General features: G+C 72.3%; 9 protein-coding genes. All 9 read left to right on the forward strand.

The features are described 5' to 3' along the window. Positions 1 to 233: 233 nt before the first annotated feature. The 9 genes from WMF26_RS16785 to ftsH all read left to right on the forward strand — a co-directional run bounded on the left by WMF26_RS16785 (position 234) and on the right by ftsH (position 12,258). A complete protein-coding gene (locus WMF26_RS16785; protein ID WP_437338033.1) occupies positions 234 to 1,967 on the forward strand; it encodes a fumarate reductase/succinate dehydrogenase flavoprotein subunit in 1,734 nt (577 codons plus the stop codon). Between the two features lie 22 nt (positions 1,968 to 1,989). Beyond that, positions 1,990 to 2,274 carry a 4Fe-4S dicluster domain-containing protein gene (locus WMF26_RS16790; protein WP_061625266.1) on the forward strand — a complete coding sequence of 95 codons (285 nt, stop codon included), beginning with the start codon at positions 1,990 to 1,992 and terminating at the stop codon, positions 2,272 to 2,274. Positions 2,275 to 2,297: 23 nt separating this feature from the next. Further along, positions 2,298 to 3,272: a HEAT repeat domain-containing protein gene (locus WMF26_RS16795; protein ID WP_438001155.1), complete on the forward strand. Its 975-nt coding sequence runs from the start codon at positions 2,298 to 2,300 to the stop codon at positions 3,270 to 3,272. 4 nt (positions 3,273 to 3,276) lie between these two features. Further along, a complete protein-coding gene (locus WMF26_RS16800) occupies positions 3,277 to 4,707 on the forward strand; it encodes an ABC transporter substrate-binding protein (RefSeq protein WP_438001156.1) in 1,431 nt (476 codons plus the stop codon). Further along, entirely contained in the window at positions 4,704 to 5,627 is a 924-nt protein-coding gene (locus WMF26_RS16805; RefSeq protein WP_438001157.1) for an ABC transporter permease, read from the forward strand. Before WMF26_RS16800 ends, WMF26_RS16805 begins: the two co-directional genes overlap by 4 nt. Then, complete coding sequence (locus tag WMF26_RS16810; RefSeq protein WP_438001158.1) at positions 5,624 to 6,478, forward strand: ABC transporter ATP-binding protein; 855 nt, start codon at positions 5,624 to 5,626, stop codon at positions 6,476 to 6,478. Before WMF26_RS16805 ends, WMF26_RS16810 begins: the two co-directional genes overlap by 4 nt. 96 nt (positions 6,479 to 6,574) lie before the next feature. Continuing rightward, complete coding sequence (locus WMF26_RS16815) at positions 6,575 to 7,000, forward strand: DoxX family protein (protein WP_438001159.1); 426 nt, start codon at positions 6,575 to 6,577, stop codon at positions 6,998 to 7,000. Positions 7,001 to 7,228: 228 nt separating this feature from the next. Next, complete coding sequence (locus WMF26_RS16820; RefSeq protein ID WP_438001160.1) at positions 7,229 to 10,141, forward strand: PAS domain S-box protein; 2,913 nt, start codon at positions 7,229 to 7,231, stop codon at positions 10,139 to 10,141. Between the two features lie 305 nt (positions 10,142 to 10,446). Beyond that, on the forward strand, positions 10,447 to 12,258 hold the full coding sequence (gene ftsH / locus WMF26_RS16825) for an ATP-dependent zinc metalloprotease FtsH (protein WP_437338039.1): 1,812 nt from the start codon (positions 10,447 to 10,449) through the stop codon (positions 12,256 to 12,258). Positions 12,259 to 12,340: the final 82 nt, after the last annotated feature.

Consider the following 12,340-nt stretch of genomic DNA (forward strand, 5'->3'; position numbering starts at 1 on the left):
ATCGACGCTGAATTTTCGCTTGCAAGGCGCCCTCACGCGGGGCCCGCCCCCGGGCCGCCGCGGCCGGCCGAGGGCAACAAAGCGATTGCCCAGGGTGCGACCGTCTGTTAAAGCGGATCCGGTGCAGCGGATGCGGCGTCCGTAATGGAAGACGCCGTGCATCCGACCCCGGCCGCCGGGCCGATCGGCGGCGGGGTCGTCGTGTGCGCGCTGGAGACCTCGAGGGGTTCGTAATGGACATTCGCGTGACAGAGGCGGACGTCGTCGTCGTGGGCGGCGGAAGCGCAGGCTCGACTGCAGCGGTGGAGGCACAGCAGCGCCTGCCGCGGGGGCGCGTGGTGCTCCTCGAGAAGGCGCATATCAAGCGGAGCGGCGCCATCGCGATCGGCATGGACGGGCTGAACAACGCGATCATCCCCGGACACGCGACGCCGGAGCAGTACGTGAAAGAGATCACGGTGGCCAACGACGGCATCGTGAACCAGCGCGCCATCTACGAATACGCGCGGAACAGCTTCGCGATGCTCCAGGAGCTCGACTCCTGGGGGGTCAAATTCCAGAAGACGCGCTCGGGCGATTTCGACGTCAAGAAGGTCCACCACAACGGGAGCTACGTCCTCCCGATGCCGGAGGGTTACGATCTCAAGAAGATCCTCACGCGCATGGTGAAGCGCGCCGGGGTGCGGGTCATCAACCGCGTCATGGCCACACGGATCCTCGTGACCGAGGGGCAGGTCGCCGGCGTGATCGGCTTCGACACCCGGGAGGGTCACATCGAGATCATCAAGGCCAGGGCGGTCATCCTCTGCTGCGGCGCCTCGGGGCGGCTCGGGCTGCCCGCGTCCGGCTATCTCCACGGGACGTACGAGAACCCCTCGAACGCCGGAGACGGCTACTCGATGGCCTACCACGCGGGCGCCGAGCTCACGGGCATCGAGTGCTTCCAGATCAACCCGCTCATCAAGGACTACAACGGTCCGGCGTGCGCCTACGTCACCGGCCCGCTCGGCGGGCACACGGTGAACGCGCGCGGGCACCGCTTCATCGAGAGCGATTACTGGAGCGGGCAGATGATGCTCGAGTTCTACCGGGAGCTGCACTCGGCGAACGGCCCTGTCTACCTCAAGCTCACGCACCTCGCCCCGGAGACGATCACCGAGGTCGAGCGGGTCCTCCACCAGACGGAGCGCCCGAGCCGCGGCCGCTTCCACGAGGGGAGGGGGCACAGCTACGCGAGCGATCTCGTCGAGATGCACATCTCCGAGATCGGCCTGTGCAGCGGACACAGCGCCTCGGGCGTCTGGGTCAACGAGAAGGGCGAGACCACGGTGCCCGGGCTCTACGCCGCCGGCGACATGGCGTGCGTGCCGCACAACTACCTCCTCGGCGCGCTCACCTACGGGAAGATCTGCGCCCAGAACGCGCTCGACTACCTCGATCGCACGCCCGCCGTCGAGCCGCTCGCGGCCGACGTCGACGCCGAGCGCGAGCGCATCCTCGCCCCGCTCTCCCGGAAGAGCGGAGTCGCGCCCCACCAGTACGAATACAAGGTGCGGCGCCTCGTGAACGACTACCTGCAGCCGCCGAAGACGGGCAACCGGATGACCCTCGGCCTCGAGTACTTCCTGCGCGCGAAGGACGAGCTCGACGAGGTCACGGCGGCGAGCCCCCACGAGCTCATGCGCGTGATGGAGTGCCACTTCATCCGCGACTGCGCGGAGATGGCCGCGCGCGCCTCGCTGTACCGGACCGAGAGCCGCTGGGGCCTCTACCACTACCGGCTCGATTACCCCGAGATGGACGACCGCCGCTGGTTCACCCACGTGAACCTGAAGAAGGGCGACGACGGCGAGATGGTCGCCTTCAAGCGACCCGTGGAGCCTTATCTCTTCCCGATCGACGACGGCGAGCTCAAAACCTACCACCGGCTGCGCATCCCGGCCGAAGAGCAGCGCGCGCCGCTCTGACGAGCAACGAGGTCATCAATCCATGGGTCACCTTCTCAACCGCGAATCCGTCAAGGCGCAGCGCGCCAGGACCGTCGGCCACGCCGAGGCCTCCGTCCGGCTCGATCTGCCGGTCGTCGTCGACGAGGCGTCCTGCATCAAGGGGTGCCGCATCTGCATCGACTCGTGCCCGGTGGACTGCCTCGCCATCCATCCAGAGACGAAGAAGGCGCACATGGCCTACGACGAGTGCTGGTATTGCCTCGCGTGCGAGATCGACTGCCCGAAAGAGGCCATCACCGTGAAGATCCCTTTCCTCATCCGGTAGCGGCCTCGAGGCGGAGAGACGACATGACACAGCCTTCGCTCGCACAGGAGCTCGTGAGCGTGCTCAGGGATCCCGATCCCGGCGCGCGCCAGCTCGCGCTGACCCAGATCGAGGACCTCTCGGACCCGGAGATCCTCCACCCGCTCATCGAGGCCGTCCGCGACGAGGACCCCACGGTGCGGGCGCTCGCGCTCGGGCACCTCGAGGACCTCGGCGACCCGCGCGCGGTGCCCGCCATCCTCCGGGCGCTCGACGACGACGAGACCCACGTGCGCGAGGCCGCCGCCACGGCGCTCCGCGAGCTCCGCGGGGCAGAGGCGGCCACCTATCTGATTGACGCAATGCGTCATGATAACCCGTTCGTGCGCATGTCGGTGATCGTGGCGCTCCGGGAGATCCGCGATCCGCGGGCGCTCGAGCACCTCGAGGGCGCGCTCGTCGACCCTTCGCCCGAGGTGCGGCGCGAGGCGGTCCTCTCGCTGGCCTACCTGCGGCGGCCGGAGACCGCGCGCGCCCTGCGCGGGAGCCTGCGCGATCCCGACGCGCGGGTGCGGCAGGTCGCGATCGGCGCGCTCGAGCCGCTCGGCGCGCCGGCGCTCGTCGAGGAGCTCGTCGCGCTCTTGTCCGACCCCGACTGGCGGGTGCGCGTCGAGGCCGCGATCGTGCTCGGGCGCTCGGCGCACGGCCTCGCCGCGCCGCACCTCCGGACCGCGCTCAAGGACGCGGCCTGGCAGGTGCGGAAGGAGGCGGCGCTCGCGCTCGGGCGGCTCCGGGCGGCCTCGGCCGCGGCGGATCTCGTCGGGCTGCTCGGGAGCGAGCTGCCCGACCTGCGCAAGGCCGCCGCCCAGGCGCTCGGCGAGCTCGCGGCGGCGTCGGCCGAGGCGCCGCTCGGGCGGCTGCTCGGCGACGCCGACGTCGAGGTGCGGAAGGCGGCGTCCCGCGCCCTCGACGCCATCCGGGCAGGCGCCGGGCGCCATGAAACCTTCGCGAGGGATTGAGCCGATGATCAAGGCAGCGCGCGTGCTGTTGCTCCTCGTGGCGGTCCTCGTCGGCCTGTCGTGCACGAAGGAAGAGAAGCGGACGATCCGCATCGCCATCGGGACGCAGGACACGACGATCAACTGCGCCACCGGCGGGCTCCTGATCCGGGAGCTCAAGCTGCTCGAGAAGCACCTCCCGAGGGACGGCAAGTACAAGGACGTCTCCTACGAGATCGAGTGGAAGGACTTCACCTCGGGGCCGCCGCTGACGACCGAGATGGTGGCCGGGAAGCTCGACATCGGCGCGATGGCCGACTTCCCCGGCGTGCTGAACGGCGTCGCCCACCAGAAGCAGGGGAGCCGCAGCCTCTACATCGCCACGCTCTCGGGCAGCGCGCTCGGGAGCGGCAACGGCATCGTGGTGCCGATCGACTCGCCGGCCCAGGGCCTGAAGGACCTCAAGGGCAAGCAGATCTCGGTCCCGTTCGGCTCGTCCGCCCACGGCATGCTGCTCCGGGCGATCCGCGATCTCGGCTGGGATCCGGACAAGGACGTGACGCTCGTGTCGCAGTCGCCCGAGGTCGGCGGCTCCTCGCTGAAGGCGAAGAAGATCGACGCGCACGCCGACTTCGTCCCGTTCGCCGAGCTGTTCCCGTTCCGCGGCTTCGCCCGGAAGATCTACGACGGCGCCAGCGTCAAGGTGCCGACGGCGCACGGCGTCCTGGCGCGCGCGGCGTACGCGGAGGAGCACCCGGAGATCGTCGTCGCCTTCCTCAAGGCGGCGCTCGAGGCCGATCGGCTGTTCGCGGAGGAGCCCGAGAAGTACAGCGAGCTCATCGAGAAGGTGACCGGCGTGGACGCCGAGGTCGCCTACATGTTCCACGGGCCGCTCGGCATCCAGACGCGGGACTTCACCGTCAAGCCGGAGGTCCGCCGCGCGCTCCAGGTGGCCGTCGACACGCTCACGCTGCTCAAGCGCACCGACACGACGCTCGACGTGGGCGCGTTCGTGGACGACCGGTACATCCGGCGCGCGGCCCAGGAGCTCGGGCTCGACTACGAGGCGCGGCTCGCGAGCTACGCGAAGCTCCCGCTCTCCGGGAGCGACGCCCTGTCCGGCGCGCCGATCGCCGAGCCGACGCTGGCCGCGCAGATCTGGGTCGGGGGCGAGCCGAAGGTGCGCGCGTACGCGAGCCCGGGCTCCGCGCTCGCCGCGCTGAAGCAGCTCGCGGCCGAGGGCAAGGAGATCCGCGCCGCCTTCGTGCACGACCGGCTCAGCGGGGTGAAGCTCCTCGCCGATCGCGCGTGGTACGCGCGGCGCCCCGACGGGAGCCTCGCGGCGTTCCTGGCGAAGGAGGACGCCGAGCGGTGGGCCGCGGAGAACGCCGCGGCGCTCGTCGACTTCGCGACCCTGCGGGGCGACGTCACCAAGCTCACGGCGGCGGCGCCATGACGATGATCTCGGAGCGCAGCGCGCCCGCCGCGGCGGAGCTCGGCGGCCGCGCGACCTTCGCGCCCGCGCCCGCGCCGGCCAGCGCGAGCGCGTCGCGGCGGCGCGCCTCCCCGGCGCCGGGGGGCGAGCGGCGCCCGCGGCGCGATCTCGGCCGCGCCGCGCTGCGCGTCCTGTCCGTGGCCGCGTGCGTCGCCCTCTGGCAGTGGGCGTCGACGTCGCGCGTCGACCTCGGCCTCGTCACGTTCGTCAACGTGCCCGCGCCGACCGAGGTCCTCGTCGCGGCGCGGGAGCTCTTCGGCTCGCCGAAGCTCTGGCTGCACCTCCGGAGCAGCGTGCTCCGCGTCCTCGCGGGCTTCGTCGCCGCGGGCGTCACGGGCGTCGTGCTCGGGCTCGCCATCGGCCGCTCGCGGCTCGCCGAGGACACGCTCCTGCCGCCGCTCGAGGTCCTGCGCCCGATCCCCGGCGTCGCCTGGCTCCCGCTCGCGATCCTGATGTTCCCGTCGGCCGAGCTGAGCATGATCTTCATCACCTATATGGGCGCGCTGTTCCCGATCCTGCTCGCGACGATCCTCGGCGTCGGCGCCCTCGATCCGCGGCTCATCGCGAGCTCGCGCAGCCTCGGCGCGCGCCCCTTCCGCCTCTTCCTCGAGGTGGTCCTCCCGGGCGCGCTGCCCAGCATCATCACCGGGATGAGCATCGGCATGGGCACGTCCTGGTTCTGCCTCGTCACCGCCGAGATGATCGGCGGCCAGTACGGCATCGGCTACTTCACCTGGGAGTCGTACAACTTGCAGCGCTACCCGGACATCGTCCTCGGCATGCTGCTCATCGGCCTGATGGGCATGCTCAGCAGCGCGCTCGTCCAGCGGATCGGCGCGTGGCTCACGCCCTGGCACCGGCCCGAGGAGAAGGGCCGATGACGCCCGCGGCGAGCGCGGCGCGCCGGGAGAGCCCGGGGGGCGCCGTCGAGATCCGCGGCCTGTCCGTGGCCCTCGGGGCGGGGTCCCGCCGCGTCGAGGTGGTGCGGGATCTCGATCTCACCGCCGAGGGCGGCGAGCTCGTGAGCCTGCTCGGCCCGTCCGGGTGCGGCAAATCGACGATCCTGAACGCCGTCGCCGGGTATGTGACGCCGGAGCGCGGCAGCATCGCCGTCGGCGGCGAGCCGGTCGACGCGCCCGGGCCGGAGCGCGGCATGGTCTTCCAGCAGTCCTCGCTGCTCCCCTGGAAGACGGTCCTGAACAACGTCGGCTTCGGCCTCAAGATGCGCGGCGTCCCGGAGCGCGAGCGCCGGGAGGCGTCCCGCCGCCTGCTCGATCTCGTCGGGCTGTCGGGGTTCGAGGACGCCTATCCGGCGCAGCTCTCCGGCGGCATGCAACAGCGGGTCGAGATCGCGCGCGTGCTGATCACCGAGCCGCGCGTGGTCCTGATGGACGAGCCGTTCAGCGCGCTCGACGCCCAGACCCGGCTCTCGATGCAGGCGCTGCTCCTCGACGTCATCCGCCACGTGCGCACGACGGTGCTGTTCGTCACGCACGACATCGACGAGGCGATCTTCCTGTCCGACCGCATCGCCCTCATGACCCGCCGGCCGTGCCGCGTCGGCGCGCAGATCGCCGTGCCGTTCGAGCGGCCGAGGAGCGCCGCGATCGTGGGCTCGAGCGAGTTCGCCGCGATCAAGCGGCGGTGCCTCGACGCCCTGAACGACGGGCGCGTGATCACCGCGCCGCCCGCGGCCCCCGCGCGCGGCCTCGACCAGCGCCCGACCGCGTGAAGCGCCGACCGGCGCGCCTGCGGGGCGAGCTCAGGCGCACGGCCTTGATGTTCTCTGCATTTTTCCTTACTACCGAGCCGAGAGGAGTGATCCCCGATGCTCACCAGGTTCCTGCGGGTGACCGACGTGCCGTTTTCCGGCTCGGTCGGGCTGCTCGCGCTTCGCGTCGTCACCGGCATTGCTTTCATCTTTCACGGCTGGGGGAAGATCCAGGCCCCCTTCGGCTGGATGGGGCCCACCGCGCCCGTCCCCGGGTTCTTGCAGGCGCTGGCCGTCCTCGCCGAGGTCGGCGGCGGCATCGCCTGGATCCTCGGCCTCCTGACGCCGCTCGCGTCGCTCGGGATCGCCATCACCATGGCCGTCGCCGTCTCGGTGCACGTGATGAGCGGCGACCCGTTCTTCGCGATGGGCGCCGCCTCCTACGAGGCGGCGGCCGTCTACTTCAGCATCTCCCTCGTGCTGCTCCTGCTCGGGCCGGGGAGGCTCTCCGCCGACGCGGCGATCTTCGGGCCGAAGCGCTGAGCTGCTCCGCGCGCGCTCGCCCGACGCGCGCCATCGCGTCGCCGCCGGCGCTCCGGCGGCGCGCCTGAGCCTCGCCGGCCGATCCCTCCGGCCCGGCGCATGGGATGGGCACCGCGGGAGCCCGCGGTTCCATCGAGGTCGGACGGCGAGCGCATCGCCGCCGTTTGCGCCAATGAAGTGAGGCCGTCCCGGTGGCCCCGGCATTATGCTGCCGCTGGGAGGGGCTCGATGAACGACGGCGGGGCGAGGGCGCTCTCGAACGGCGCGCCGCGCGGTGTAGCCATCGCGGCCGCCTGTTCGTTCACCCTCGGGTCCGTGGGGCTGCTCGGCTGGTCGATCGAGTCGACCCGCCTCGTCTCCATCGCGGACGGCCTGCCGAGCATGGTGCCCAACACCGCGGTCGCCCTCGTCCTCGCGGCGGCGTCGCTCTGGGCGCTGGGCGGGCGGGAGCGTCCGGCGCCGCTCCGCCGGCTGCTCGGGCGGACGTGCGCCGCCGGCGTCGTCGCGTTCGGCCTCGTGGCCCTCGTGCAGTACGTCTTCGGGTGGGACCTCGGCCTCGATCGCCTGCTCTTCCCGGCGCGCGTGGCGTTCACGAGCAAGTTCCCCGGCAGGCCGCCGCCGAACACCGCGCTCTGCAGCGTCCTGATCGGCGCGGCGCTCCTCTCGCTGCCCGTGAAGACGCGGCGAGCCTCCCGGCTCTCGGACGGCGGCGCGCTCTCGGCCGCCGCGCTCGCGCTGACCGCGCTGACCGGGTACGTCTTCGGCGTCGGCTACTTCTACGGCCTGCCGCCGCTGTTCCCGTTCACGGGCATGGCGCTCCACGCCGCGATCGCCTTCCTCGCGCTCTGCGCCGGGCTCCTCGCGGCGCGGCGCGATGGCGGGGCGTTCGCCGTGCTGACGGCCAGCGGGCCCGGGGGCGTCCTGTTGCGGCGCTCCCTGCCGTTCGTCGTCCTGGCCCCGCTCGCGATCGGCCGCCTCTTCCTGATCGGCGCGGATCTCGGGGCCTACCCCCTCGCGGCGTCGTTCTCGCTCGCCTCGGCCATCTCGACGCTCCTGCTCGGGGCCGCGCTCTGGGTCAGCGCGGCGCGCCTGAACCTGCTCGACGAGGCCCGGCGCCAGGCCGAGGAGGCGCGCGCCTATCTGGCGACCGTCGCGCAGTCCTCCGACGACGCCGTCATCGGGAGCGCCCTCGACGGGACCATCCAGAGCTGGAACCCGGCCGCGGAGCGCCTCTACGGCTACGGCGCCGGCGAGGTGATCGGGAAGAAGCTGCCCATCCTGTGCCCGCCCGAGCGCGCCGGCGAGGCGGAGGCGATCATCGCGCGCCTGCGCCGCGGCGAGCGCGTCGAGCGCTTCGAGGCCGTGAGCCGGACCAAGGACGGCAGGGATATCGACATCGAGGTCACGGCCTCGTCGATCGTGGACGCCTCGGGCCGCATCACCGGCGTCTCGACGATCTGCCGCGACATCGGGCGCCGCAAGGCGATGGAGGCGGCGGTCGCGAGCGCCCACGCGGCGGAGTGGCGCCTCCGCGCGCAGCTCGAGGCCGTCGGCGCCGCGTGCGCGGCGGTCTCGGAGACGCTGGCGAACCAGCCGCGCTCCGAGTCGGGGATGCGCGCCGTGCTGGAGGTCATCGCGCGGCACGCGAAGGAGATCTCGGGCGCCGACTACGCGTCGCTCGGCGTCGGAGAGGACGGCCGGCGGCCGTTCGACGCCTGGGTCCCGAGCGGCGTCCCCGCGGAGCAGATCGCGCGGATCGGCGCGATCCCGCGCCCCGTCGGCGTCCTCGGCGCGGTGGGCCGCGACGGCCGGCCGATCCGGCTCGACGACGTCCGCGCTCACCCCGACTTCATCGGGTTGCCGCCGCACCACCCCCCGATCGAGGCGTTCCTGGGCGTGCCGCTCCGCTTCCGCGGCCGGAGCGTGGGCCGCCTGTACCTCGGCAAGCGCCCCGGCCGCCCGCCGTTCACCGAGGACGACGAGCGCGCCGCGACGCTGCTCGCCGACCGCACGTGCAGCTCGATCGAGACCGCGCGCCTCTGCCGGGTCGAGGCGAACGAACGAAGGCGGATCGAGGCCGTCGTCGAGCAGATGCCCGAGGCGGCGATCCTGGTCGACGCCGAGGGGCGGCTCATCACGTGCAACAGGCTGGCGCTCCAGTATGCCTCTCGCGCGGCGGGCGAGCTGGATCCGTGGGGCAACACGGTGCTCTTCGACCCCAGGACGCCCCGAGGAGAGCCGGTCGGCTGGGCCGATCGCCCGCTGACCCGGGCCCTGCGTCGCGGGGAGGTCGTGACGGGGGCCGAAGCGCTGCTCCGTCGCGAAGGCGGCGACCTCGTCCCGGTGCTGATCAACGCCGCCCCGGTGCGCTCCGACGACGGCGAGATCCAGGGCGCCGTCGCCGTCTTCCAGGACATCTCGGCGCTCAAGGAGATGGAGCGGCAGCGCCAGGCGTGGATCGGCATCATCGCGCACGACCTCCGCCAGCCCATCCAGGTCATCGCGACCGCGAGCCAGCTCCTGTACGCTCGGTCCGGCGGGCCGCTCGTCGCGAACGGCGAGAAGCAGCTCGGGAGGATCGCCTCGTCCGTCGAGCGGCTGCGCCGCATGATCGACGACCTCCTCGACGCCTCGCGCATCGAGGCGCACGAGCTCACGCTGGATCGCTCTCCGGTCGACCTCCGCGCGCAGCTCGGAGAGATCGTCGAGAAATCGACCGCGGCGACCGCGGGCCACGCCGTGCGGCTGGAGGTGCGCGGCGACGTGCCCGACGTCCTGGCGGACCCCGGCCGGCTCGAGCAGATCGTCACCAACCTGCTCTCCAACGCGGCCAAGTACGGCCAGACGAACGGCGACATCGCGGTGGCCGTCAGCGCCGACCGTTCCTTCGCGCAGATCGCCGTGACCAACTGGGGCCGCGGCATCGCCGAGGCGTCTCTGCCGCACCTGTTCAAGCGCTTCTCGCGCGCGGCCGAGGGCGATCCACGCCGCGTCCGCGGCGTGGGCCTCGGCCTCTACATCACGAAGGGGCTCGTGGAGGCGCACGGCGGCACCATCGCTGTCGAGAGCACCCCCGGCGGCGCGACGACATTCCGCTTCTCGCTGCCGCTCGCGGATCCCGCGCCCGCCGCCGGCGCGTAGCGCGCAGCAGCGCTTCTCCTGCCCCGCCGCCGAGCTCCACCTCGCGCGAGGACCCGCGGCGAGCTCCACGATTCGAGGCCAGCGAGCTCGGCAGTTCCAACTGACGAGCTGGGCAGTCGAGTTGGCGAGTTTTATTACACCGAACTTCGTTCTCCGCATTCCGTTTTACGGCGCCACCATCCTTTCGCAGTATTCTGTGCTCAGGCCGCTCAGAATGATCGCAGAAGGAACTTCCTGAGGTTCGTATCCTTGCTACACCTGAGATCCGCTCCGGCCCGACGTCGGGGTAGTGAGGTGGCGCAGCAGTGAATTCCTGGTTCTTGCAGGTGGGTAAGCGGCTGGGGCCCGCGGGGCGTCGGCTTTGGGTGCTCGGGATCCTGGGGGTGGTGCTGGCGGTGACGCTCGGGCTCGCTCTCCGCGCGGCCCGCGAGTCGCCCACGGAGCGCGCGGCGACGTACACCGAGCTGCTCCAGATCGCGCAGGCGGGGCAGGCGACCGCGGTCGAGGTGAGCGGCGATCGCTTCTTCGTGCGCCAGGCGGGCGGCGTGGCGGTGACCGCCGTCGTCGACGAGCCGACGCTCCGGCAGGAGCTGGTCTCCCGGTTCGCGGGCGCCGGCGCCTCGGTCGACTTCGCCTCCCGGGAGGAGCCGTCGCGCGCCGCGTCCACCGCGCTGCCGGTGGTCGTCCTCGCCGCGGTCGGGTTCGCGCTCTTCACGGTGAGCCGGCGCCGCAGCCCGAAGGTCTTCTCCGACGCCAAGGCCGGGGTCGCGCGCGCGCCCGTGCGCTTCGCCGACGTGGCCGGGATGCACGAGGTCAAGCAGGAGCTCGCCGAGACGGTCGAGTTCCTGAAGAGCCCCGAGCGCTTCGCGCGCCTCGGCGGCCGCCCGCCGCGCGGCGTGCTGCTCACGGGCGAGCCGGGGACCGGCAAGACGCTGCTGGCGCGCGCGGTCGCGTGCGAGGCGGGCGTGCGGTTCCTCTCGGCGTCGGGGTCGAGCTTCCAGGAGATGTTCGTCGGCGTCGGCGCCTCCCGCGTCCGCGCGCTCTTCGCCGAGGCGCGCAAGGCCGCCCCGTGCATCGTCTTCATCGACGAGATCGACGCCGTCGGGCGGGCGCGCGCGAAGGGGCAGGGCGACTCCGCGTCCGCCGAGCACGATCAGACGCTGAACCAGCTGCTCGTCGAGATGGACGGGTTCGACCACGCGACCGGCATCGTGGTGATCGCGTCGACCAACCGCGTCGACATGCTCGATCCCGCGCTGCTCCGGCCGGGGCGCTTCGATCGCAAGGTCACCGTGCCGCTGCCCGACGTGCGCGGCCGCGAGGAGATCCTGAACGTCCACGCCGGGCCGATCCCGCTCCAGGGCGAGGTCGATCTCGGGTACATCGCCCGCGGCACGCCGGGCTTCTCGGGCGCCGACCTGGCCAACCTCCTGAACGAGGCGGCCATCCTCGCGGCCCGCGAGGGCGCCGACGCAGTGGATCCGACGCACATCGACCGCGCGCGCGACCGGGTGCTCATGGGGCTCGAGCGCAAGGGGGTGCTCGTCGACGAGGACGAGCGCTACGCGACCGCCGTGCACGAGGCCGGGCACGTCGCGGTCGGGCTGCTCGCGCCGAGCTGCGACCCGGTGCACAAGGTGTCGATCCTGCCGCGGGGCCGCGCGCTCGGCGTCACCCAGGCGCTGCCCGAGAAGGATCGGCTGATGTACCGGAAAGAGTACCTCGAGGATCAGATCTGCATGCTGATGGGCGGTCGCGCCGCCGAGATGGTCATCCTCGGGACGATGACGGCCGGCGCCTCGGACGACATCCAGCGCGCCTCGACGATCGCGTGGAAGATGGTCGCGGAGCTCGGCATGAGCCACCTCGGCCCCATCTGCGTCGGCGATGGGCACCCCGCGCGGAGCCCGGCCCTGCTCGACCGCGTCGACGAGACGGCGCGGGCGCTCACCGACGCCCAGCTCGCGCGCGCCGTCGAGATCGTGAAGTCCCGGCGGAGCGAGATCGACGCGCTCGTCACGGCGCTCCTCGCGAAGGAGACGCTCGGCATGGACGAGATCCAGGCCTGCTTCCCGGCCGATCGACGTCCGCGCGCCGCCGCCCGCGCGGACGCCTGAGCCGCGCAGGCTCGAGGGCGCCGGGAAGGAAAGCTCTTTCTGGCGCCCCCGGGTCCTCTCCGCGATCCGCCTCCTCACGGTC

The organism is Sorangium sp. So ce185 (assembly GCF_051526825.1).
Classification (GTDB): Bacteria; Myxococcota_A; Polyangia; order Polyangiales; family Polyangiaceae; genus Sorangium; species Sorangium cellulosum_D.

What these genes read in the sequence shown, in the direction of transcription:
- WMF26_RS16785 (WP_437338033.1), top strand. Translation starts at nt 234, where the DNA reads ATGGACATTCGCGTGACAGAGGCGGACGTCGTCGTCGTGGGCGGCGGA.
- WMF26_RS16790 (WP_061625266.1), top strand. Translation starts at nt 1,990, where the DNA reads ATGGGTCACCTTCTCAACCGCGAATCCGTCAAGGCGCAGCGCGCCAGG.
- WMF26_RS16795 (WP_438001155.1), top strand. Translation starts at nt 2,298, where the DNA reads ATGACACAGCCTTCGCTCGCACAGGAGCTCGTGAGCGTGCTCAGGGAT.
- WMF26_RS16800 (WP_438001156.1), top strand. Translation starts at nt 3,277, where the DNA reads ATGATCAAGGCAGCGCGCGTGCTGTTGCTCCTCGTGGCGGTCCTCGTC.
- WMF26_RS16805 (WP_438001157.1), top strand. Translation starts at nt 4,704, where the DNA reads ATGACGATGATCTCGGAGCGCAGCGCGCCCGCCGCGGCGGAGCTCGGC.
- WMF26_RS16810 (WP_438001158.1), top strand. Translation starts at nt 5,624, where the DNA reads ATGACGCCCGCGGCGAGCGCGGCGCGCCGGGAGAGCCCGGGGGGCGCC.
- WMF26_RS16815 (WP_438001159.1), top strand. Translation starts at nt 6,575, where the DNA reads ATGCTCACCAGGTTCCTGCGGGTGACCGACGTGCCGTTTTCCGGCTCG.
- WMF26_RS16820 (WP_438001160.1), top strand. Translation starts at nt 7,229, where the DNA reads ATGAACGACGGCGGGGCGAGGGCGCTCTCGAACGGCGCGCCGCGCGGT.